A 22,718-nucleotide genomic window follows, 5' to 3' on the forward strand; every position below is an offset into this window, starting at 1 on the left:
TGCGCCGCGAGCATATTGATGCATATCAAGTAGGTCGGCATTTTGTCGCGATGGGATTGCAAATGACCATGGTCTGTCTCTTTTTGACCCATATCAAGTCCCGCATAAGAAAAACGCCATCCGGCACGGCAATGCTGGACTTGCCCGTGTTGCCGTTCTAGCCTTGTTGCCATCCTGACTACCGAGTGACAACATGGCTTACAAATCCATCCTGGTCCACGCCGACCTGTCGCGTCATGCGCCGCAGCGCATCGCCATCGCGGCGCAGCTGGCGCACGCGCACCAGGCGCACCTGATCGGCGCGGCGATGACGGGCATGTCGCGCTTTACCCTGGAAAACAATCGCGGCATGCGCGGTGGCGCCGTGGCGGCGCAGATTTCAGCACTGCACGGCCAGGCGGAACGGGCACTCGACCAGTTTGAGACGCTGGCGCGCCAGGCCGGCGCCGTCTCGCTGGAAAGGCGCCTGATCGAAGACGATGAAGATGGCGGCATGGCCGTCAGCGCCCGTTACAGCGACTTGACAGTACTGAGCCAGCATGACGACAGCGAGGCATTGCCCGGCGCCATGAGCGACCTGGTGCCCTACGTGATGCTCAACGCGGCCCGCCCCGTGCTGATCGTGCCGCGCAGCGGCCAGTTTGCAGCGCCAAACAACACCGTGGTGGTGGCCTGGGATGGCAGCATGGAAGCGACGCGCGCCATCGGCCACGCCCTGCCCCTCTTGCGCGCGGCGCGCCTGGTAGTGCTGGCCCTGCTGCACCCGCCGGCCGGCCATGCGCAGCCGGCCCGCCATCCGGGCGCCGACATCGCCGCCTACCTGAGCCGCCATGGCGTGCCCGTGGAAGTGCGCCCGGCCGTCGCCACGGGCGACATCGGCGCGGCGCTGCTGGCCATGGCCGCCGAAGTGCATGCCAAGCTGCTGGTGATGGGCGGTTACGGCCACGCGCGCTTCCGCGAAATTTTATTGGGCGGCGTGACGGAAACGGTGCTGCGCCAGATGACCTTGCCCGTGCTGATGGCGCACTGACGTAAAAAAGCCGCGCCACCCTGGCGGATGGCGCGGCTTTCAGGAAGTGCTAATGATCAGACCTTGCGTTGTGCTACGGCATCAACGACACAGAGTGCCGTCATGTTGACGATGCGGCGCACGGTGGCCGATGGCGTCAGGATGTGCACGGGCTTGGCGCAGCCGAGCAGGATCGGGCCCACGGCGATGCCGTTGCCGGCTGCCGTCTTCACCAGGTTGTAAGCGATGTTGGCCGATTCGATGTTCGGCATGACCAGCAGGTTGGCGTCGTTCTTCAGTGCCGAGTTTGGCATGATTTTTTGACGCAGCTTGCTGTCCAGGGCCGTATCGCCGTGCATTTCGCCGTCGATTTCCAGGTCCGGCGCGCGTTCCTTGATGATGGCCAGCGCGGCGCGCATCTTTTGCGCCGAGGCACTGTCGCTGGAACCGAAGTTCGAATGCGACAGCAGGGCCGCGCGCGGCGACAGGCCAAAACGGGTCATCTCTTCGGCGGCCATGATGGTGATCTCGGCCAGCTGCTCGGCATCCGGGTTTTCGTTGACGTGCGTGTCGACCATCACCAGTTGGCGCTCCGGCATGATCAGTACGTTCATCGCCGCGTAGACATTGCTGCCGGCGCGCTTGCCCAGCACCTGGTCGATGTATTTCAGGTGCAGCTGGGTAGTGCCGAAGGTGCCGCAGATCATGCCGTCAGCATCGCCCTTGTGGATCATCATCGAGCCGATCAGGGTATGGCGGCGACGCATTTCCAGCTTCGCGTATTCCTCGGTGACGCCCTTGCGGCTGGTCATGGCGTAATACGTGTTCCAGTAATCGCGATAGCGCTCGTCGAAGTCCGGGTTGATGACGTCGAAGTCGACGCCTTGCTTGAGGCGCAGGCCGAACTTCTGGATGCGCGCTTCAAGCACGGGTGGACGGCCGACCAGGATAGGACGCGCCAGTTTTTCATCGACCACCACTTGCACGGCGCGCAGCACGCGCTCTTCTTCGCCTTCGGCGTAGACGATGCGTTTGAGTTCGGCCGGAGTGGACTTGGCCATCAGGAACAGCGGCTTCATGAAGGTGCCGCTGCGGTAGACGAATTGCTGCAGGCTGTCCGCGTACGCTTGCAAGTCCTTGATCGGACGCGTGGCGACGCCCGATTCCTCGGCTGCCTTGGCGACGGCCGGGGCGATCTTGATCAAGAGGCGAGGGTCGAACGGCATCGGGATCAGGTATTCAGGACCGAACGACAGGTTGCTGATGCCATACGTCGTGGCCACGATGTCCGACTGCTCGGCATGCGCCAGGTCGGCGATCGCGTGCACGACGGCGATTTCCATCTCGCGCGTAATCGTCGTTGCGCCGCAATCGAGGGCGCCGCGGAAGATGTACGGGAAGCACAGCACGTTGTTGACCTGGTTCGGATAGTCCGAACGGCCCGTGGCGATGATGGCGTCGCTGCGCACGGCCTTGACTTCTTCCGGCAGGATTTCCGGATTCGGGTTGGCCAGCGCCAGGATCAGCGGGTTCGGCGCCATCTTGCGCACCATGTCTTGTTTCAGCACGCCACCGGCGGAAACGCCGAGGAAAATGTCGGCGTCCGGGATGATCTCGGCCAGGGTGCGCAGCGGCGTGTCTTGCGCGAAGCGTTCCTTGTCCGGGTCCATCAGTTCCGTGCGGCCCTTGTAGACCACGCCGGCCAGGTCGGTGACGTAGATGTTTTTGAGGGGGAAGCCCAGGTCAACGATCAGGTCCAGGCAGGCCAGCGCTGCGGCGCCCGCGCCCGACACGACCAGCTTGCAGTCCTCGATTTTCTTGCCGACGGCTTTCAGGCCGTTCAGGATGGCCGCGCCGACGATGATGGCGGTGCCGTGCTGGTCGTCATGGAAGACGGGGATCTTCATGCGGTCGCGCAGCTGGCGCTCGATGTAGAAGCACTCGGGCGCCTTGATGTCTTCCAGGTTCACGCCGCCGAAGGTCGGTTCCAGCGAAGCGATGATGTCGACCAGTTTATCCGGGTCCATCTCGTTGATTTCGATGTCGAAGACGTCGATGCCGGCGAATTTCTTGAACAGTACGCCCTTGCCTTCCATCACCGGCTTGGCGGCCAGCGGGCCGATATTGCCCAGTCCCAGCACGGCCGTGCCGTTGGTGATGACGGCCACCAGGTTGCCGCGCGCCGTATATTTATAGACATTGGCCGGATCGATGACGATTTCTTCGCAGGGTGCCGCCACGCCCGGCGAGTAGGCCAGCGCCAAGTCGCGCTGGTTGGTCAGTTGTTTGGTGGGCGTCACGCTGATTTTGCCGGGGCGCGGGCACTCGTGATATTCGAGTGCGGCCAAGCGCAATTGTTGACGCAATTCTTCTTTTTTATCAGATGACGAATCCATGCTGTGCTGCCTTCCTGTTTGGTCGATCGGGTGTTCCGGATTTTATCAGACCGATTCTTTCAATTAGCTAGGTATTTTCCGCTAGCCACAGTCTGATATCACGAAAACGCATAACCTAGCATTGTAAGGCCGTCCGGCGGCACAAACGTCCTTAGCAGGAAAAACTATCAAATTTTAAATTTCAATTAATTTTTACGATAGAGAACCAGGGGCACGCCACAGCGGCAATGCCTCGACGGCGCGCTCGATATCGTCCATCTCGTCGGCGCCCAGGGTGGTGTCGAAGGGCGCGGACAGGATGCTGCGCATCAGCGCCAGACGGGTCGTGGCTTGCTCCTCGTCAATGAAGCGTGTCGTCTCTGCGCAATACTGCGCGCGGCGCAGCGCATCGGCGCCGTCATCGGCGCCGTCGGGATAATAATGGCGGCCGATGTGATGCAGCGACTGCAGCAGGAATTCGATCTCGCACAGGATGCGCAACGCATCCTCGCCGGACAGCACGATGCGGCGGTTGGCGGGCAGCAGCGATGGCGGGGTGGCTGGGCTATTCAAAATTTTCCTCAATCAGGAAGCCGTAGCCGTCGTCGATCAGCATTTGCAGATAGGCGTCGAAGCTGTCGGCGATGACCTGGTAGTTGTCGGGGTCGTGCAGGAAGCGCACGATCTGCCCGACCTTGCCCGACGCCGCCGGCGTGAAATCGATATACAGCCGCGAGGAGCCGCCATTGTTCATGCAATGCGAAAAACACAGGCGCTGGCCCTGCTGAATAGCGGCGTCGATGCGGGCGTCGACGATGCCGGGATCGTCTTTCAGGTAATGGCCGTAAATATCGGCGATGCTGCGCTGGTTCGCCTGCCCATCCTCCAGGATCTGCTCGACCGAACTCAGATAATACGGATACTCGAACACGTCCGAGCCCAGCATATACACCAGCACCGTGCCGCCGGCATACTTCTGATAATAGGTGCCGTTGTACTTGCCCAGCAAGTGCAGCAAGCTGTCCGGGCACAACGGATAGGCCCGGCGCAAGCTGGCCAGTTGTGCCGTGCTGGCGCCGCTGGCCAGCGCCAGCTCCGCCAGCGGTTCCGGCGGCAAGGCCTTGCGCAAGCCTGCTAAATAATGGTCGACGATGTTCATGCGCGAAATATATCAGCTGCCAGCACACGCCATGCGCACGCTAGCGCGACTGAGCCAGCCTGCCTCCCGGCGCAAAGCGCACCGCGATCAGCAATAACACCACCACGCCACCGGCCATCACCATCCACGCCTGGGCCAGGCTGGACGAATGCTGGCGGATCAATCCGGCAATGAAGGGCATGCTGCTGGCGATGATGTAGCCGCCGCCCTGCACAAAGCCCAGCAGTGCGCCGGCGCCGGCCGGGTCACGCACGTGGTCCATGCTGACGATCAGCGACAGGGGAAACAGGGCGCCGATGCCACAGCCCAGCAGGATCACGGCGGGGATGGCCAGTTGCGCGGGCGCCACGATCAGGCAAGCCAGGCCCGCCAGCACGGACAGCAAGACGGACAGCAGCAGGATGCGGCGGTCGGGGAAGCGGTGGATGATGCTTGAAATCACCAGTCCCGCCAGCACCTCCACCAGGGTCAGGGCACCCAGCAGCAAGCCGCTGTCGGCCGCACTCCAGCCCAGTTCCGTGTAAAACGGCGGCAGCCAGGCCAGCACCAGCGTGTAGGCGCCCGTACCGATGCCGAAAAACACCATCAACAGCCAGGCGCGGCCGCTGCCCACGGGCAGGCTGGCGCCTGCGCCGCTGGCCACCTCCACGCGCGAAGCGGCAGCACGGCGCCACAGCAGCGCGGCGGCCACGGCGGGCAGCGCCCACAGGGCCAGCAGCGCCTGCCAGCCCAGCGACTGTGCCAGCGGCGAGGCGGACGCGGCGGCAATGGCCGCGCCGCCCATGATGCCCGTCGTGTAAAACCCCATCAACTGGCCCGCCCGAGCGGGAAAATGACGCTTGATGAAGGCTGGCAGCAAGGCTTGCACCAGCGCAATGCCCAGGCCGCCCAGGGCTGCCGTGGCGATCAGGCCGCCGCTGCCATGCAAGGGCCAGCGCAGCGCGCAGGCGCAAGCGATGATGGCGATGCCCAGCGAGATGCCGCGCGTCACGCCCAGACGGCGCTGCAGCTGCGCACCCGCCAGCGCACACACGCCCATGGCGAACACGGGCACGGTGGTCAGCAAGCCCGCGTCGGCGTTGCTGATGCCCGTACTGGCCTGGATGCTGTCAAGCAAGGGGCCGATGGCGGCCAGGATGGGGCGCAGGTTCAGGCCCAGCAGGATGATGGCGGCCACCAGCAGGGCGGACGAGAGAGGGGGGGCGGTGTCGGGGCGTAAGGATGGCATGGGATAGTAGTCCTTGCCTCGCAGGGAGGCACATGGTTTAATGCGTCATAGAATAACTCGATGAAAAGTATCTTAACATAGAGATAGAAATCTATCTTGATGTCGAGATAAATACCTAGCCATGACAACTACCCCGCAAGAACATACGCGCGCGCAATTTGCCGCAGCACAATGGCAGCGCGAGCTGCCGCAGATGGATACGGGCGCCATGCAGCTGGTGGGCCAGCTGGGCACGGTGGCGCAGCTGATGGCGCGCGATTGGCTCAATCCGCTGTTCGCCGAACATGGCTTGCAACCGGGCGAATTCGACGTGCTGGCGACCCTGCGACGCTCAGGCGCGCCGTACAGCCTGACGCCGACGGCACTGTACGAGGCGGCCATGCTGTCCTCGGGAGGCATGACCAACCGCATCGACCGGCTGGAAGCGGCAGGCCTGATCGAACGCCAGAAGCACCCGACGGACCGGCGCGGCGTGCTGGTGGCCCTGACGCCCCGGGGCCTGGCATTGATTGAACAGCTGGTGTTGCTGCACGTGGAGAACGAGCGCGCCATGCTGTCGGCGCTCAGCGCGGACGAGCAGCGCCAGCTCGACCAGTTGCTGGCCAAGCTGCTGCAGGGTATGGCCCAGGCGAAGAAAGGCTAAGCGAGCAGGCCCGCCAGTTCGCGCAGCGCCGCATTGCCGCGCCGTGCCAGGCGCTTCAGTTCAGCAGGGTCGCGGCTGTCGTACAGGGCCTGGACATGGCCCACGCTGGCCGCGCGCAAGTCGATATCGCTGTCGCGATCCGGAACATGGGCGTCGGCCACATGTCCCTCGACCAGGGTCAGGTAGTAATGACGGGGCTTGCCCCACAAGTTGGCGGAAAACTGCAGCACCAGGCCGCTGTCGAACAGCAGGGCGCCGCTGCGCCCCCCCTGCTCGAGCAGCACGCGAAACGCCGGCAAAGGCTGCCGCGCCGCGCGCAGAAAACCGGCCAGGTGCACCTGATCACCGAGGCCCAGGCTATTCGCGACCAGCTGGCCGCGCTGCAGAAACGCCTTGAACAATACATGCACCGGCCGCTTGCCCCTGCGGAACAGGCGCTCGTCCTCGTACAGGCACAGCTGGTCGACGTCGCTGACGGCATAGAAGCCGTGCGCCACCAGCTCCTGCGCCTCGAAGGTGGCCAGGCCGACGGCTTGCGGGTCGCGCAGCCAGCCATGGTCCAGCCAGGATTGCAACAGGACGTGAATATCGAGGATGGGCATAGTAAGCTGCTCGGCAGTGGCAAAGGCCTGTATTGTAGGCCAGCCTATAATAGCCGGGCCACACCATCATTCAACGCACAGACTACGCCATGGCCCCACACGACGCGCTTTCCGAATTCGACCTGATCAAACAATACTTCGTGCGCCAGCGCCCCGGCCGCGCCACTCTGGGCATTGGCGACGATTGCGCGCTGCTCACGCCAGGTGCAGGCAAGCAGATCGCCATTTCCTCGGACATGCTGGTCGAGGACCGGCACTTCTTTGCCGGCGCCGACGCCCGCATGCTGGGCCATAAAAGCCTGGCCGTGAACCTGTCCGACCTGGCCGCCATGGGCGCGCGTCCCGTAGCGTTCACGCTGGCCCTGTCGCTGCCGCAAGCCGAGCGCGCCTGGCTGGCCGGCTTCGCCGAAGGCCTGTTTGCGCTGGCCGACGCATTCGGCTGCGAATTGATCGGCGGCGACACCACCAAGGGCCCGCTGAACATCTGCATCACCGTGTTCGGCGAACTGGCGCCGGGCCAGGCCCTGCGCCGCAGCGCAGCCGTGGCGGGCGATGATATCTGGGTCAGCGGCACCGTGGGCGACGCGCGCCTGGCGCTGGCCGGCTACCGCATGGAACAGGAGCTGGCGCCAGCCGACCTGCTGGCAGCCGCCGCGCGCATGCACACGCCCACGCCGCGCGTGGCGCTGGGCTGCGCCCTGGCGGAAGCGGGCCTCGCGCATGCTGCCATCGACATTTCGGACGGCCTGGTGGGCGACCTGGGCCATATTCTGAAGGCTTCGCAAGTGGGCGCCACCCTGGACGTCGACGCCCTGCCGGCCGGCCCCGTGCTGGCGCAGCAGGAAACCGGCCTGCGCCGCCGCTACACGGCCGCCGGCGGCGACGATTATGAGCTGTGCTTCACGGCGCCCGCCTCGTCGCGCGATGCCATCGCCGCCCTGGCGGCAAGCTGCGGCACGCCTGTCACGCGCGTGGGCAGCATCGAGGCGCAATCAGGCTTGCGGCTGGTCGATGCAGCCGGGCAGCCGCTGGATCTGGCCTTGAGTTCTTTCGACCACTTCAGCGACTGAGCTAGCGCACCGCCAAGCGCGCCAGTCCCGGCTGGTTCACCATCCAGTAGTGCTGGAAGGCCAGGCGGATGTTGTCGCGCAGCTGGGTGTCATCCCACGGTTTCGTATAAAAACGGTAGATGGCGCCCCGGTTGATCGAGTCGAGCACGGCTTCCAGGCCCGTGTAGCCGGACAGGATGATGCGGATCGTTTCCGGGTACAGTTCCTTCACCTTGCTGAGGAACTCCGTGCCACTCATGCTGGGCATGCGCTGGTCGCAGACGATCACGTGCACGCGGTGCAGGGCGAGCATTTCAAACCCTTCGGCCGGCGTGCTGGCCGTGAGGATCTGGTAGCCTTCGGGACGGAACAGGCGGTGCAGCGACGACAGCACGTTGACGTCGTCGTCGACGATGAGCAGGGTCTGCGCCGGCTGGGCGGCCGGGTCGTGGCCGGGCGGCAGGCCGGCGCCGGCGACGATCATCTGCCCCAGTTCCAGCGCCGGCAGGGCGCGGCTGAAATAAAAGCCCTGGATCTCGTCGCAGCGGTTGCGCCGCAGGTATTCCAGCTGCGGGCGCGACTCCACGCCCTCGGCCACCACGCTCAGTTTCAGGCTGTGCGCCATGCTGACGATGGCCAGCGCGATGGCCGCATCGTTCGGATTGCTGGTGATGTTGCGCACGAAGGCAATGTCGATTTTCAGCTTGTCGATGGGGAAGCGCTGCAAATACGCAAGGCTGGAGTAACCGGTGCCGAAATCGTCGATGGCCACTTTCACGCCGATTTTCTTCAACTTGCCCAGCACGACGATGGTGCGCTCGGCGTTCGACATCAGCGCCGTTTCTGTCAGCTCCAGTTCCAGCAGTTCCGGCGCCACGTTGTGCTGCTCCAGCGCGCGCGTCACCTCGCCTTCCAGGTCGCCTTCGGCAAACTGGCGGCTCGACACGTTCACTGCCACATGCACGGGCCCCACTTCGCTGTCGCGCCACTCGGCGATCTGGCGGCAGGCAGCCTGAATCACCCAGGCGCCCACCCGCACGATCAGGCCCGTGTCTTCCAGCACGGGCACGAATTCGGCCGGCGCCACCAGGCCGTAGCCGGGGCGGCGCCAGCGCAGCAGCGCTTCCACGCCGCTGATGCGGCCCGTGCGCAAATCCACCTTGGGCTGGTAGTACAGGATGAATTGCTCGTGTTCCAGCGCATGGCGCAGCGCCAGTTCCAGGTCCAGGCGCGCCAGCACCTGCACGTTCATGCCAGCCGTGAAAAAGCGGTAACCGTCGCGCCCCGCCTGCTTGGCGCCGCCCATGGCCGTATTCGCGTACTTAATGAGCGTTTCCGGGTCGGTGGCGTCGTCCGGATACATGGCGATGCCGATGCTGGCCGTCAGGGTGGCCGCGTGGCCGCGCAAGTCGAACGGCGCGCGCAAGGCTTCGCGCACCTGGTTGGCCACCGCCACGGCTTCCTGCTGGTTGCGGCTCATGGTGAGTATCAGCGCGAATTCGTCGTTGCCCAGGCGCCCCACCGTGTCGCGCAGGCGCACGCATTCGACCAGGCGGTTGCTGAACTGGCGCAGCAATTCGTCGCCCAGCGCTGCGCCCAGGGTGTCGTTGATGCTTTTGAATCGGTCCAGCGCGATGAACAGCACCACGATGCGCCAGCTTTTTTCCTGCGCCAGTTCGACGGCCTGGGCCAGGGTCTGGTAAAACAGGCTGCGGTTCGGCAGCCCCGTCAAGCCATCATAGTGGGCCAGGTGCTTCAGGCGCTCCTGCGCCTGGCGCCGCTCGCTGATGTCGCGCGCCACGGCGATCAGCAGCAGGCCGCCCGCACCCTGCCCACCCGCCACGGGCGCTTGTGCATACCAGTGCCAGCCCAGTTCCACGGGCACCAGGCTCAGGTCGCGCCGCACCAGCTCGCACTCCGTCACTTCCGTGGCCAGGTGGGCCTGGCCGCCCGGCAGCGCGGCCAGGGGCGGGGCCGGCGGCGATGGCAGCAAGGTGCCGGGCGCCAGCGCCAGCAGCTCGGTGCGCGCATAGCCGAGCAGGCGGCACGCGCCGTCGTTGACGTCGACCAGGGTCATGCCCAGCACATCGACGAGGAAGATGGCGTCGGTGGTGGCGTCCATGGCGCCGCGAAAGCGCTGCAGTTCGGCCGTGCGCTGGCCCACCGTGCGTTCGAGCAGCGTGTTGTAGTGTCGCGCGGCGCGGTGCAGCAGCCGCACTTCAAGCATGTTGCGTATGCGCGTGAGCACTTCGAGCGCGTCGAAGGGCTTGCTGATGAAGTCGCGCGCGCCCGCTTCCAGCGCGGCCAGCTTGGCGTCCGGGTCGGCGGCGATCACCAGCACGGGTAAATAGCCTTCCAGCTCCAGCGGGCGCAGCGCGTCCATCACGGCATAGCCGCTCATGCCGGGCATCACCAGATCCAGGATGATCAGGTCAAACTGATGGCGCTGGTGCAGGCTGGCCACGGCACGCGCATCGAGAGTGCTGGAGATGGCCGTGTAGCCGCCGCCGCCCAGCAAATGCTCGAGCAGGCGCAAATTGACTTCCTGGTCGTCGACGATAAGAATTTTCGCCGCATAGATATCGGCCTGGCTGATCATGGCGCGCCTGTTCCCTTCTGCCGGCGCTGCTGCGCCACATAGGCCAGGGTACTGTTGATCGCCTCGGTAAATTCATCGAGGTTGATCGGCTTGGTCAGGTAGCGGTAAAAGCCCAGCGCCATGCTGCGCTCCACATCGCCCGGCATGGCATTGGCCGTCAGGGCGATGACGGGAATGTGCGCCGTGCGCGGATCGGCGCGCAAGAGTTTCAGCGCATCCGTGCCATTCACATGGGGCAGGTTGATGTCCATCAGGATCAACTGCGGCAAATGCGTGCGCGCCATCTCCACGCCCAGGCGGCCATCCGTTGCCGTCAGCAGCTGCAATTGGGGGCAGTAGCGCACGATTTCCTCGACCAGGGTCAGGTTGGCGGGATTGTCCTCCACATACAGCAAGGTGACGGGGGCGCTATTGTCGAGCAGCGCGCCGGCCAGGTCCGGCCGCGGCAAGGCCGGTGCGCTCGGGACGGGCACGGCATCGACCACGCGCAGTTCGATCCAGAACGTGCTGCCTTCGCCGGGCGCACTCGTCACGCCGATACTGCCATCCATCAATTCCACCAGGCGCTTGGTCACCACCAGGCCGATGCCGCTGCCTTCTTCCGTGCCGCCCTCCTGCCCCAGTCGGTTGAAGGGCTGGAACAGCAGCGCCACCTGTTCGGCATCGAGTCCCACGCCCGTATCGCGCACGCTGATGCGCACGCGTCCGCCGACCTGCGGTGCGCAATCGATGGCCACCTGCCCCTGTTCCCGGTTGTACTTGAGCGCATTCGACAGCAGGTTCAACAGAATTTGCTTGAGGCGCGTGCGGTCGGCCAGCACGTTGAGGGGACAGGCGTCGGGGAAAGCCATGCCGATGCCGCGCTGGCTGGCCAGCGGCGCGATCATGTCGCGGCATTCCTGCAAGATGGCGTCCAGTCCCACGGGTTCAAGCGACAGGCTGACCGTGCCCGACTCCACCTTTGCCAGGTCGAGGATTTCATTGATCAGGGTCAGCAAGTGGCGCCCCGATTTCAGGATATGGCCGGCGAACTCCTTTTTTTGTTCCAGGGTCGACGGCAGGCGGTCGGAACTGAGGATTTGCGCAAAACCCAGGATGGCGTTCAGTGGCGTGCGCAATTCATGGCTCATCGACGACAGGAACGCCGACTTCGCATAGTTGGCGCTGCGCGCCTCTTCCATCGCCATGGCCAGCTCGCCATTCGTCATTTCCAGCTGCATCGTGCGCTCGTGCACGCGCACTTCCAGTTCCTGGTTCAGGCGCATGACTTCCTGCTGCGCGTGGGTGCGCTGCTCTCCTTCGCGCGCCAGCTCGCCGTTCGAGCGCTCCAGCGCGTGCGTGCGCAGCTCGATCTCGGCCAGCATCTTGTTGAAGGAATCGACCAGCTGCGCCACTTCGTCGACGCTGAGCTTGCGCGCGCGGCGCGAGTAGTCGCCCGTCTCGATCACTTCGCGCGCCACGTCGGCGATATCGAGGATGGGCTGCGTGATGACGAAATCGAGGCGGCGCAGCAGCAGCAAGGCCACCAGCAGCGCCAGCACCGTCACGCCCAACGCGATGGCCAGGTAGTCGGCCGCGCGGCCGGCAAGCTCGTAATCGGCGCGCAGATACACGGTGCCCAGCAATTCGCCATTGTCGACGATGGGCTTGAACAGTTCCACCGAGCTGCCCTGGATGCTTACACCTTCCTTGCCCACCTTCGCCGGCAGCTCGCCCACATGCGCATTTGCGCGATAGCTGGCAAACAGGCTGCCATCGGCTTTGTACAGGGCGCCGGCCGTCACGCGCGGGCGGATGCGCATCAGGTTGAGGTTTTCCAGCGCCAGGCGTTCGTCGTCGAAGGCCAGCGCGGCCGAGCTCATGTGCCCCAGCAGCTCGGCCTGAGTACTGATATCGGCTACCAGGTTGCGGTGGTAGGCGCGCAAGTCGTAGACGACGATGGTGCCCAGCGAAATGACGAGCGCCACCAGGGCGGTCAGCAAGACCACCGACATCAGCTTGTGGCGGATGGAACGCAGTCTGATCATCTAGGCGCCCCCCGTCTGCACGCGATAGGCGGCCAGCAGCATGCGCGCGCTGATGCGGATATGCGCCTGCGCCACGGGCTTCAGGGCCACGTCGAAGCGCACCTTGTCCTCGGCCATCACAAAATTGATCATGCTGCCCATCGCGTAGACCTCATCCGAATCGGACACCGTCAACAACGCCAGGCCACGGCTGGCGGCCAGCATCTCCTGCAGCGCCGTTTTATCCAGCGCGCCCAGGTACAGCACGTGCAGCCCGGCCAGCGCTTCGCCGCGGCGCACTTTTTTCACCTGCACGGCGCGGCCGTTGACGCTGTGCCCGGCCACGCTCTGTTCGAGCTGCTCGGCCAGCGCATCGGCGCCAGCCACGCCGATCACCAGCGGAGAGTCTGGCCGGACAAAGCTGCCGTCTGGCCACTCGACATAGCCGGCAAACTTGTACAGATACCCGGCCTTGACCTGGCGTTCCAGCTCCCCCGGCACCTGCGCCCGCGCATCGGCGCACAGCACGCCCAGGAGCAGCAATAGCCAGCCCAAGCGGAGGGAGCGGCGGCCGGCGCCGCGCACGGGGCGGCGCAGGGGGCCAGGATGACGCCACCAGGACCAGTTCAAAATTGCCATGACAACCGAGTAAAGAGAATGCATACGAAGGCGCGGCACCATGCCGCTTGCCGGTTCGAGCGATGCGCACCAGGGTGGCGCAGCGACAGAGCGCCTGCCGGCCCGAAGTGGTAGCAAATGTATAAAAGAGTGTACGCATTTTCGCTGTTACCGGGGAAAGTTTCTTTTGCCGTTGACCATGCTACAGTCTTGCCACCATTTTCACCGCATGCAGGAGTCATCCATGAGCAAGGAACACATCCCCCTCTCCACCGCGGTCGGCCTGGCCTTGCAGGCAAAGGGCCTGCTGCTGGCCACGGCCGAATCGTGCACGGGCGGCGGCGTGGCGCAGGCCGTCACCGACATCAGCGGGTCGAGCGCCTGGTTCGAACGGGGCTTCGTCACCTATTCCAACGGGGCCAAAAGCAGCATGCTGGGCGTGCCCGCCGAGCTGATCGCCGCACATGGCGCCGTCAGCGAGGAAGTGGCCGCCGCCATGGCGCAAGGTACCCTGGCCCACAGCGAGGCCCAGGTGGCCGTCTCGACCACGGGCATTGCCGGCCCCACGGGCGGTGTGCCCGGCAAGCCCGTTGGCACCGTCTGCTTCGGCTGGGCCATGGACGGGCGTGTGCAGACGCAACGACTGGTGTTTGCGGGCGATCGCCAGGCCGTGCGCGAGCAGGCGGTGGCGCACGCCCTGCGCGAACTGCTGCGTTTTATCCAGTAGCGTCGGCGATGCAGGCACGGTCGCGGCCGGCCTGCTTGGCCGCGTACAGGGCGCTGTCGGCACGCATCAGCAATTCGTGGCGGCCGGCGCCGTGGCGCGGATATTCGGCGATGCCGGCCGAAAAGGTGCAGCCGGTCAGGCTGTGCGGCGCCTGCTGGATCAGCAACTGACGGTAGCGCGCAGCGATATCGTCGATCTTGTGCGCCGCGATGGTGCTGTCGGCTTCGCGCAACAGCAGGCAGAATTCCTCGCCGCCATAACGGCACAGCATGTCGCTGCCGCGCAGCTGGCTTTCCACCAGGCGCGCGAACTGGATCAGCACTTCATCGCCAAAATTATGCCCGTAGGTATCGTTGACGCGCTTGAAGAAATCCAGATCGATGATGGCGATGGCCACGGGCGCATCTGCATCGGCTTCGTGCAGGATGGCATTGAGGCAGGTTTCAAAATGGCGGCGGTTGTACAGGCCCGTCAGGTGGTCGCGCATGGCCTGCTCCTTCAGGCTGTCCTGCAGGGAATTGACATGCAGGATCTGGTGCGCCAGTTCGCGGTTCAGGTGCTCAAGCTTGGCGTTTTCCGTCTCGCGCGCCGCCTGCAGTTCCAGCGCCTTGTCGCGCTCGGCTTTCAGGCTGTGCATTTCCTTTTCCAGGTTGCGCATCAGGCTGCGCGAGGCGCGCGCCGACCTGCTGCCGGCCTCGTAGGCGGCCTGGTATTGCTGCAGGAAACCATACGCGGCTTCCCATTCGCCCAATTGGGCATTGATGTCGGCCAGTCCCCGCAAGATCTGCTGCTGGTGGAATGGGTTGCGCGTCCAGCTCAGCAGGCTGTGCGCCTGCGTCAGGGACGCCAAGGCATCTGCCGTCTGGCCCGCGTGCAGGTCCAGCTTGCCGCGCACCAGCCACGCATGCATCTGCTCTTCCAGGTCCTGGCCCCGGCGCGCGTATTCTTCGGCCCGCAACAGCAGTTGCAAGGCGCTATCGGGCTGTTGCAGCAGGATGGCAGCGTGGGCGGCGATGCAAAACAAGAAGGCGCGCACGGCCAGGTCTTCTTCCGGCCACTCGTAAAACGGTTCCACCAGCGCCAGCGCTTCGGTCGGTTTGCCCGTGGCCAGCAGGCACATGGCCAGGTTGGCCGAGACGATGGTTTGCTGGTATTTGAGCTTTTGCGTGCCGATGATGTCGAGCGCCTCGACCAGCAGGGGAATGGCATCTTCATCGTTGCCCAGGTCATGCTGCGACGACGCCAGGTTCGACAGGCTGTTGACCCGGTGCGCAGGGCTGCCGAAGCGCTCGGCGATGTCCAGTGCCAGCAAAAAATTGCGCGGGCCGTCCTGCGTATCGCCACGGTTCAGGGCATCGACGCCCAGGCGCGCGTAGAGCATGAACTTGTGCAGCGAGTCGGGTATCTGCGCGGCCAGGCTGCGCGCTTGCAGGAAATGCTGCTCGGCATCGGCAAAGTCGCCGCGCCGGCTCGCATACGCGCCCTGCAGGGCCGCCACTTCCATGCCCCCTTCCAGGTCGCCGCTATGCTGGAAATACCCGCCCAGGCGCTCGCACGACGGCTCAGCCTCGCCCGCGTAATACGCCAGCCAGCAATGATTGAGTTCCGCATACGCGCCGCCGCGCGCATACTGTTGCCGTTGCGCCGCCGTCAGCGCCATCTGCGCCAGCCGGCGTGCCTGGCGGCGGTTGCCAACCAGGCAAGACAGGGCTTGCTGATTCAGACGGTCAATATCGGCTTTATCGAGACTGGAGATCGGCACTGCGTCCTCGTTCACACTCTGGGGTGGATTTTTCACACAAAACTTGCTCTGTATCAATGGTATCCTGATTAACATCATAACCAGATTCGCTGTTCCGCATGGCATATTTGCAAAGGATTGTGGTAAAAATGCCATTCGTGGCCTCGCCGGGCGCGCGCGCCGCCGTCACGGATCTTTGATTGTCACTGACGCAACAACTTGGAGTAGTCGCAATGCAAAACACGGTACATTTCATCCTGCAGGGCAAGGGCGGCATCGGCAAGACCCTCGTTTCGACCCTGCTGGCCCAATGGATAGGCGGCAAGGACGACACGCCCTTGCGCTGCTATGACACTGATCAGGAAAACGCCACGTTCTCGCGCTACAAGGCAATGAACGTCAAGCATGTGCCCGTGATGACGGATGCGCGCAACATCGACCCGAAACGCTTTGACGCGCTGATGATCGATATCCTCGACACAGACGGCAACTGCGTGGTCGACAATGGCGCGAACACATTTTCGCCGCTGATGGGCTACCTGTTGGAAAACGACTGTTTTTCGCTGCTGGAAGAATCGGGCCGCAAGGTGTATATCCACACCATCGTCGGCGGCGGCGATACCCTGCACGACACGGCCACGGGTTTTGTCGCCACGGCGCAAGCGACGAAAGTGCCGCTGGTGCTGTGGCAAAACGAACACTTCGGCCTGCTGCAATCGGCGTCCGGCAAGCAGTTTGTCGAATCGCAGTCGTATGCCGACAACCGCGCTCGCGTCAAGGGCAGCATCACCTTGAGCCAACGCAATCCCGACACCTTCGGCGCGGATGTCAAGAAAATGAACACGGCACGCCTGACGATGCAGGAAGTGCTGCAGAACGACAAGTTCAACATCATGGAAAAACAGCGCATCAAGGTCGTCTACCGCGACATCTTCGAACAACTCGACAAGGTGCAATGGTAGATGGACCAGCACAAACTGCGCAGTCACGTGTTCGACAAGACGGGCATCAAGATCGACGTTGACGACCCGATATTCGCCCTGGTGGCGCTGAACGAAGCGGTGCTGGCGGAAACCGTCGAGCGCCAACTGGCCCTGCTGGACGCCGCCACGCAAGCGCTGGCGGCGCAGGCACGCGCGGCGGGCGGCTTGCCGGCACTGCCGGCGGCAGCCATGGCCCAGCCAGCGCCGAAAGCGCCCGTACCCGCGCCATCGCCGGCCGGCTTCACGCCGCGCGAATGGCGCCTGCTGGGCGCGGCCGCCATCGTCTCGCTCGCCTGCGCGCTGCTGGTGCTGGGCGGCGCGGCCCTGCTGTATAAACTGTAGCACCGACCGTTGCACCATCGCGCTGCGCCAGCCACGAGCGAGCCGCAGCATCTTCCCCCACCCTAGCCTGGAAGCATGCATGAAACCGATCAAACTGTTGGCCATTCCCGCCCTGATGCTGTCGCTGTACGGCGCCCCGCTCACCCTCGCCCACGCCGCCGGTGCGGCCGCCGCGACGGCAGCCACGGCCGTGCCAGATGTTACCTACGAAAAATACACGCTGCCGAATGGCCTCGACGTGATCCTGGTGGAAGACCATAAATTGCCCGTCACGGCCGTCAATGTCTGGTATCACGTGGGTCCCGCGAATGAAGCGCCGGGGCTGACGGGCTTTGCGCATCTGTTCGAGCACATGATGTTTGCCGCCACCAAGCACGTGCCGCGCGGCATGGCCGACCAGTTGCTGGAAGGCGCGGGCGCCACCGATTCGAACGGCAGCACGGATTTCGACCGTACCAATTATTTCGACACGGTGCCGTCGAACCAACTGGAACTGGCCCTGTGGGCCCATTCCGACCGCATGGGCTATCTGCTGGACGTACTCGACCAGACGGCGCTGACGAACCAGCAGGACGTGGTGCGCAACGAACGCCGACAGAGCGTGGAAAATGCGCCCTATGGCATCGTGCAGGAAGCCTTGTACCACCAGCTGTTCCCGAAAACCCACCCGTATTACGCCAGCGTCATCGGTTCGCATGCGGATATCCAGAATGCCAAACTGGCCGACATCAAGGAATTCTTTACCAAATACTATGGTCCCAACAACGCCAGCCTGGTGATCGCCGGCGACATCGACAAGGCGAAGACCAAGGAACTGGTCAACAAATACTTTGGCAGCTTCAAGAGCGGCCCCGCCGTGGCCAAGCCCGATGTCGTGACGCCGTCCATCACGCAGGAACGCAGAGTCGTGGTGCAGGACCGGGTCGAGTTGCCGCGCGTCTTCATGGCCTGGCTGACGCCGTCCGCCTACGCCAAGGATGACGCGGAACTGTCGATGGCCGCGCAAATCCTGGCCGGCGGCAAGTCCAGCCGCCTGTACAAATCCCTGGTGTACGACAAGCAGATAGCGCAGGACGTGGGCGCCAACCAGAGTTCGAACGCCCTCACCTCCGTGTTTACCATCGACGTGACGGCCCGTCCCGGCCACCAGCCCGAGGAAATCGAGCAAGCCATGCAGGCGGAGCTGGAGCAGTTGCGTGCCAAGGGCCCCACCGAGAAGGAAATCGAGCGGGCCCGCAACAGCATCGAGACCGCCATGCTGAGCCAGGTGGAAAAAGTGGGTGGCAACGCCAACATGATGAACCAGTACAACCAGTACCTGGGCGACCCCGGCTACCTGGGCAAGGATATCGAACGCTACCGCCAGGTGACGGCGGCCGGCGTACAGCGCGCCGTCGACACCTACCTGAAAAACCAGGCGCGCGTGGTCGTGTATGGCGTGCCGGGCACGCCGGACCTGGGCGCGGAAGTGGCGACACCGGCACCGGGCAAGGTCAAGGCGGCGCCAGGCACGGCCATCAATGCGGACGAGCCATGGCGCAGTACCGTGCCAAAAGCCGGTCCGGCGCCGAAGATCGTGCTGCCGCAAGCGACGTCCTTCACCCTGAGCAATGGCTTGACGGTGATCCACAATTACAACCCGGCCGTGCCGCTGGTGGCTAGCCAGCTGGTGGTGAAAAGCGGCTCGGGCGCCAATCCGCTGGCGCAGCCGGGCTTGTCGGGCTTTACGGCGCAAATGCTGCAGGAAGGCACTGCCACGCGCAGCGCGCCGCAGATCGCCGACGACGTGGCACAACTGGGCGCTTTCCTGGGCACGGGTTCCGGTGCGGATGCCTCGTTCGCCCAGCTGACTTCGCTGAAAACCACGTTCCCGCAAGCGCTCGACGTGCTGGCCGACGTGGTGCAGCACCCGCAATTCCCCTCGGCCGAGGTGGAGCGCCAGCGCGCCAGCCGCATCGGCGAACTGGCGCAGCAGCGCGAAAACGCGGGGGCCGTGGCGGCCCGCGTGGAAGCGGCGGCCCTGTATGGTCCGCAACATCCGTACGGCACCATCCAGCTGGGCACGGAAGCGGCGCTGAAGGCCACCAGCCGCGCCGACCTGCAGGCGTTCTGGCAGCAGCACTATGTACCCAACAATGCGGCCCTGATCGTCTCGGGCGATATCGGCGCTGCGGAATTGAAGGCCTTGGCCGAAGCCAAGTTCGGCAGCTGGAAGGCTGGCACGGTGGCGCCGTCCGTGACAGCGGCGCCGGCCACGACGAAAGCCAGGCTGATCCTGGTCGACAAGCCGGGCGCGCCGCAGACGGCCGTGCGCCTGTCGACCATCGCCGTGGCCCGCACGACGCCCGACTATGCGCCGCTGCAAGTAATGAATGCGGCGCTGGGCGGCTTGTTTACGAGCCGGCTGAGTAATAACTTGCGCGAAGAGAAGGGCTACACGTATGGCGTGCGCTCGCAATTCCAGTACCGTAGCCAGCCGGGACCGTTCTCCATCGCGGCAGGGGTACGCACCGACGTGACGGGTCCGGCCGTGTCGGAAACCTTCAAGGAAATCCGCGCCATGATCGCCAAGCCGTTAACGGCCAAGGAATTGTCGAATGCGCGCAATTCGCAGGTGCTGTCGCTGCCGGGCCAGTTCGAGACGAATGCCAGCATCAGTGCCAGCATGGCCAATGTGTATATCTACGGCCTGGGCCTGGACTACTACGCGACCCTGCCGCAGCGCTTTGCGGGCGTGACGGACAAGCAGGTGCAGCAGATGGCGAAGAAATACCTGCAGCCGGAAAAGCTGATCGTCATCGGCGTGGGCGACAAGGCGAAGATCGCCCCGCAATTGAGCAAACTCAAACTGGCACCCGTGGAATTGCGCGACGCGGAGGGTAACGTCAAGTGATACTGAGGGGGCTAGTCCTGTCAGGGGAACGTGTCCCAATGGGACGCATTGCGATTCCGAAGGAACTGGCCCCACATATCAAAGCTCAGCGGCGCTTGAACAGCGCCAGCTTGTCGATGAACGCCGCCACGGCCACGCCGGCCGTGTAGGCGATCAAGTCGGCCCAGCCGAAGGTGGAACCCAGTACCAGGTGACCCAGGTGATGCGCGCGCAGCTCGACGATCCATGGCGCCTGGACCAACTGGCCACATTCGACGGCAAAGCAGATCAGCAGCGAAGTCAGCGCCAGCTGCCACGTGCGCATGCGCGTGGCGATCGCGCCCAGGGCAAAGACGATCATCATGGCCCACAGGGCGTCGCCCGGATATTTGCCGAGCGCGGCAGGAAGGAATTGGGGATAAGCGCGCGAGGCCAGGCCCAGCGCGATGACAGCCACGGTTGCGCCCACCTGCAGCAGGCGGCGGCGTTCAGGTTTTACCAGGAACATATTTCCATTCAAAGACACAATTCGGGCCGAACCATTGCGGCCCGTCCGATATTGTACTGCGCCTGCCGTGCCAGCCTGGCGCATATTTCGCCATGGCAAGTTCAACCGGCACCCTTGCGCTGCACCGCCGGGCGGGACGACGCTCAGTCGCCCAGGCCCGCGTACAAGGCCGTGCTCAGGTAGCGCTCGCCAAACGACGGGATGATGGTGACGATGGTCTTGCCCGCGTTTTCCGGACGCTGCGCCACTTGCAGGGCAGCCCACAGGGCGGCGCCCGACGAGATGCCGACCAGCAAGCCTTCATCGCTGGCGGCCAGACGCGCCGTGGCGAAGGCATCGTCGTTCTTGACGCAAATGATTTCGTCGTAGATGGCCGTGTTGAGTATCTGCGGCACGAAACCGGCGCCGATGCCCTGGATCGGGTGCGGCCCTTTCGTGCCTTTCGACAGCATCGGCGACGCTTCCGGTTCCACGGCAATCACTTGCAGACCAGGCTTGCGTTCCTTCAGCACCTCGCCGATGCCGGTGATCGTGCCGCCCGTGCCCACGCCGGCGACGACGATATCGACTTGTCCATCCGTATCGCGCCAGATTTCCTCGGCCGTCGTGGCGCGGTGGATGGCGGGATTGGCGGGATTGTTGAATTGCTGCAGCATCAGGTAGCGCGGATCGGCCGCGACCATTTCCTCGGCCTTGCGGATGGCGCCCAACATGCCTTCGCTGCCGGGCGTGAGCACCAGTTCGGCGCCATAGGCGCGCAGCAGGATGCGCCGCTCGCGGCTCATGGTGTCGGGCATGACGAGGGTGCAGCGGTAGCCGCGTGCGGCGCACACCATGGCCAGCGCGATGCCCGTATTGCCGCTGGTAGGCTCGACGATGACGGTATCGGAATGGATCTTGCCCGCCGCTTCAGCAGCGACGATCATGGACAGGCCGATGCGGTCCTTGACGCTGTGGGCGGGATTGTAGAATTCGAGTTTGGCCAGGATGGTGGCCACGCTGCCGGCGGCGATGCGGTTGATGCGCACCAGGGGGGTGTTGCCGATCAGTTCAGTGACGTCGTTGGCGATGTTCATGGAAGCAATCTCCGCTATTTCAAGAAACCCCAGTCTACCGCGTTTCAGAGCGCTGATGGCAGCAGCGCGAGCATGCGCCACCGCCAAAGTGAACAATTACTTAACGTCCAGCAATTCCACGTCGAAGATCAGTGCCGAGTTCGGCGGAATGTCGCCATTGCCGGCGCCGCGCGAGCCATAGGCCAGCTCGCCTGGAATGATCAGGGTGCGCTTGCCGCCCACTTTCATGCCCGCCACGCCCTGGTCCCAGCCCTTGATGACCATGCCCTTGCCAAGCGGGAAGTCAAACGGGCCACGGCCCACGGAGCTGTCGAACTTCTTGCCGCGCGAATCTTTCGCCAGGGGACGGTACAACCAGCCCGTGTAGTGCACGGTGACGTTACTGCCGACGGACGCTTCCTTGCCCGTACCGACCTTGTTGTCGATCAGAATCAATTTATCGGCGACAGGGCCGGGGCTCAGCGAGACGGCGGAGGCGGGAACAGGCGCTGGCGCCTGTGCCTGCGCCAGCGACGCGGCGACGGAGCAGATCAGGGCAAACAAAACGGAGCTACGCGTCATGATGTATTCTTTCAGTGAGTTTCGGTGAGATCCCTGGCCAGCCAACCGGCAGGGAATGCCAATAATAGCAAACCGCTGCAACGATAGGAAAAACTTGTCGCCCGATACACATTGTCCCCGTCTGTTTTACGCCCTGTGGCCCGACGCGGCCACGCGCGCGGCATTGGCCGCCTGGCAGGCGCCCTTGCAAGGCAAGCCCGTGCGCGCAGAGAAACTGCACCTGACCCTGGCCTTCCTGGGGCAGCGCCCGGCCAGCGATATGCCGGCCCTGCAAGAACTCCTGGCGCACTTGCCAGCGCGCGCCATGCCCCTGGTATTCGATCACGCCAGCCACTTTCCCCAGCTGGCGCTAGCCTGGGCCGCGCTGGCGCAGGCCTCGCCCGCCTTGCTGGACTTGCGCGCTGCCTGCATGCACGGCTTGGCAGAACAGGGGCTGGCGCCCCGCTTCGAGCGCGACCGTTTCACGCCGCACGTGACCCTGGCGCGCCAAGCGCCGCCCCCAGCCAGCCAGGACTTCGCGCCCATCGCCTGGCAGGCGGACGAACTGGTGCTGGTGGAATCGATCAAGAGCAGCGGCGACTATCGCATCCTGGCCAGCCGCAAGCTGACCTAAACAGCGT

General features: G+C 64.3%; 20 protein-coding genes. 8 read left to right on the top strand and 12 right to left on the bottom strand.

The genetic code is table 11. The features are described 5' to 3' along the window. The first annotated feature begins 193 nt into the window (after positions 1–193). Positions 194–1,030, top strand: coding sequence for a universal stress protein (locus ACQ4WZ_RS16975; protein ID WP_436574031.1), 837 nt, complete (start codon positions 194–196; stop codon positions 1,028–1,030). A gap of 56 nt (positions 1,031–1,086) precedes the next feature. Here the strand turns inward: ACQ4WZ_RS16975 and ACQ4WZ_RS16980 are convergent, their stop codons facing one another. The 4 genes from ACQ4WZ_RS16980 to ACQ4WZ_RS16995 all read right to left on the bottom strand — a co-directional run bounded on the left by ACQ4WZ_RS16980 (position 1,087) and on the right by ACQ4WZ_RS16995 (position 5,771). Next, positions 1,087–3,405, bottom strand: a complete 2,319-nt coding sequence (locus tag ACQ4WZ_RS16980; protein ID WP_436574032.1) for an NADP-dependent malic enzyme — start codon at positions 3,403–3,405, stop codon at positions 1,087–1,089. A gap of 192 nt (positions 3,406–3,597) precedes the next feature. Continuing rightward, positions 3,598–3,957 carry a hypothetical protein gene (locus ACQ4WZ_RS16985; protein ID WP_436574033.1) on the bottom strand — a complete coding sequence of 120 codons (360 nt, stop codon included), beginning with the start codon at positions 3,955–3,957 and terminating at the stop codon, positions 3,598–3,600. Continuing rightward, on the bottom strand, positions 3,950–4,543 hold the full coding sequence (locus ACQ4WZ_RS16990; RefSeq protein ID WP_436574034.1) for an SMI1/KNR4 family protein: 594 nt from the start codon (positions 4,541–4,543) through the stop codon (positions 3,950–3,952). The genes ACQ4WZ_RS16985 and ACQ4WZ_RS16990 overlap by 8 nt, the downstream gene beginning before the upstream one ends. 40 nt (positions 4,544–4,583) lie before the next feature. Then, entirely contained in the window at positions 4,584–5,771 is a 1,188-nt protein-coding gene (locus ACQ4WZ_RS16995; protein ID WP_436574035.1) for an MFS transporter, read from the bottom strand. 121 nt (positions 5,772–5,892) lie between these two features. On the opposite strand from ACQ4WZ_RS16995, the gene ACQ4WZ_RS17000 reads away from it, so the two are divergent. After that, positions 5,893–6,414, top strand: coding sequence for a MarR family winged helix-turn-helix transcriptional regulator (locus tag ACQ4WZ_RS17000; protein ID WP_101482906.1), 522 nt, complete (start codon positions 5,893–5,895; stop codon positions 6,412–6,414). On the opposite strand, the gene ACQ4WZ_RS17005 is transcribed toward ACQ4WZ_RS17000, so the two are convergent. Next, positions 6,411–7,016, bottom strand: a complete 606-nt coding sequence (locus tag ACQ4WZ_RS17005) for a hypothetical protein (RefSeq protein ID WP_436574036.1) — start codon at positions 7,014–7,016, stop codon at positions 6,411–6,413. The two genes, ACQ4WZ_RS17000 and ACQ4WZ_RS17005, sit on opposite strands and share 4 nt — an antisense overlap. A gap of 89 nt (positions 7,017–7,105) precedes the next feature. Between ACQ4WZ_RS17005 and thiL the strand changes: the two genes are divergently transcribed. After that, entirely contained in the window at positions 7,106–8,086 is a 981-nt protein-coding gene (thiL, locus tag ACQ4WZ_RS17010; RefSeq protein WP_436574037.1) for a thiamine-phosphate kinase, read from the top strand. Position 8,087: 1 nt separating this feature from the next. Here thiL and ACQ4WZ_RS17015 read toward each other — a convergent pair whose 3' ends face one another. The 3 genes from ACQ4WZ_RS17015 to ACQ4WZ_RS17025 are packed head-to-tail and all read right to left on the bottom strand — an operon-like array spanning position 8,088 to position 13,309. After that, positions 8,088–10,664, bottom strand: a complete 2,577-nt coding sequence (locus tag ACQ4WZ_RS17015; RefSeq protein ID WP_101482909.1) for an EAL domain-containing protein — start codon at positions 10,662–10,664, stop codon at positions 8,088–8,090. Beyond that, a complete protein-coding gene (locus tag ACQ4WZ_RS17020; RefSeq protein WP_436574038.1) occupies positions 10,661–12,691 on the bottom strand; it encodes a sensor histidine kinase, YfiR-like protein-associated in 2,031 nt (676 codons plus the stop codon). Before ACQ4WZ_RS17020 ends, ACQ4WZ_RS17015 begins: the two co-directional genes overlap by 4 nt. Beyond that, positions 12,692–13,309: a TOL_0243 family YfiR-like periplasmic protein gene (locus ACQ4WZ_RS17025; RefSeq protein WP_166674687.1), complete on the bottom strand. Its 618-nt coding sequence runs from the start codon at positions 13,307–13,309 to the stop codon at positions 12,692–12,694. It lies immediately after the preceding gene. A gap of 223 nt (positions 13,310–13,532) precedes the next feature. On the opposite strand from ACQ4WZ_RS17025, the gene ACQ4WZ_RS17030 reads away from it, so the two are divergent. Continuing rightward, a complete protein-coding gene (locus ACQ4WZ_RS17030) occupies positions 13,533–14,015 on the top strand; it encodes a CinA family protein (RefSeq protein WP_101482912.1) in 483 nt (160 codons plus the stop codon). Here the strand turns inward: ACQ4WZ_RS17030 and ACQ4WZ_RS17035 are convergent. Next, positions 14,005–15,777 (bottom strand): GGDEF domain-containing protein, encoded by a 1,773-nt coding sequence (locus ACQ4WZ_RS17035; protein ID WP_436574039.1) that lies wholly within the window; start codon positions 15,775–15,777, stop codon positions 14,005–14,007. The two genes, ACQ4WZ_RS17030 and ACQ4WZ_RS17035, sit on opposite strands and share 11 nt — an antisense overlap. Before the next feature lie 212 nt (positions 15,778–15,989). Between ACQ4WZ_RS17035 and ACQ4WZ_RS17040 the strand changes: the two genes are divergently transcribed. From ACQ4WZ_RS17040 to ACQ4WZ_RS17050, 3 genes are all read left to right on the top strand, one after another. Beyond that, the gene (locus ACQ4WZ_RS17040; protein ID WP_101482913.1) at positions 15,990–16,718 is read left to right on the top strand and encodes a P-loop NTPase family protein; all 729 of its coding nucleotides are present in this window, start codon (positions 15,990–15,992) and stop codon (positions 16,716–16,718) included. After that, entirely contained in the window at positions 16,719–17,081 is a 363-nt protein-coding gene (gene traM, locus ACQ4WZ_RS17045; protein WP_436574040.1) for a conjugal transfer transcriptional regulator TraM, read from the top strand. A 79-nt stretch (positions 17,082–17,160) separates the two neighbouring features. Continuing rightward, positions 17,161–19,974 (top strand): M16 family metallopeptidase, encoded by a 2,814-nt coding sequence (locus ACQ4WZ_RS17050; protein ID WP_436574041.1) that lies wholly within the window; start codon positions 17,161–17,163, stop codon positions 19,972–19,974. An 85-nt stretch (positions 19,975–20,059) separates the two neighbouring features. On the opposite strand, the gene ACQ4WZ_RS17055 is transcribed toward ACQ4WZ_RS17050, so the two are convergent. The 3 genes from ACQ4WZ_RS17055 to ACQ4WZ_RS17065 form a co-directional block, all read right to left on the bottom strand. Next, positions 20,060–20,461 carry a ribosomal maturation YjgA family protein gene (locus ACQ4WZ_RS17055; protein WP_436574042.1) on the bottom strand — a complete coding sequence of 134 codons (402 nt, stop codon included), beginning with the start codon at positions 20,459–20,461 and terminating at the stop codon, positions 20,060–20,062. Between the two features lie 143 nt (positions 20,462–20,604). Beyond that, complete coding sequence (gene cysK / locus ACQ4WZ_RS17060; RefSeq protein ID WP_436574043.1) at positions 20,605–21,537, bottom strand: cysteine synthase A; 933 nt, start codon at positions 21,535–21,537, stop codon at positions 20,605–20,607. Positions 21,538–21,633: 96 nt separating this feature from the next. Further along, positions 21,634–22,098: an FKBP-type peptidyl-prolyl cis-trans isomerase gene (locus tag ACQ4WZ_RS17065; RefSeq protein ID WP_101482918.1), complete on the bottom strand. Its 465-nt coding sequence runs from the start codon at positions 22,096–22,098 to the stop codon at positions 21,634–21,636. Positions 22,099–22,192: 94 nt separating this feature from the next. Between ACQ4WZ_RS17065 and thpR the strand changes: the two genes are divergently transcribed. Continuing rightward, positions 22,193–22,711 (top strand): RNA 2',3'-cyclic phosphodiesterase, encoded by a 519-nt coding sequence (thpR, locus tag ACQ4WZ_RS17070; RefSeq protein ID WP_436574044.1) that lies wholly within the window; start codon positions 22,193–22,195, stop codon positions 22,709–22,711. Positions 22,712–22,718 lie beyond the last annotated feature (7 nt).

The organism is Janthinobacterium darwini (assembly GCF_051380905.1).
GTDB lineage: Bacteria > Pseudomonadota > Gammaproteobacteria > Burkholderiales > Burkholderiaceae_D > Janthinobacterium.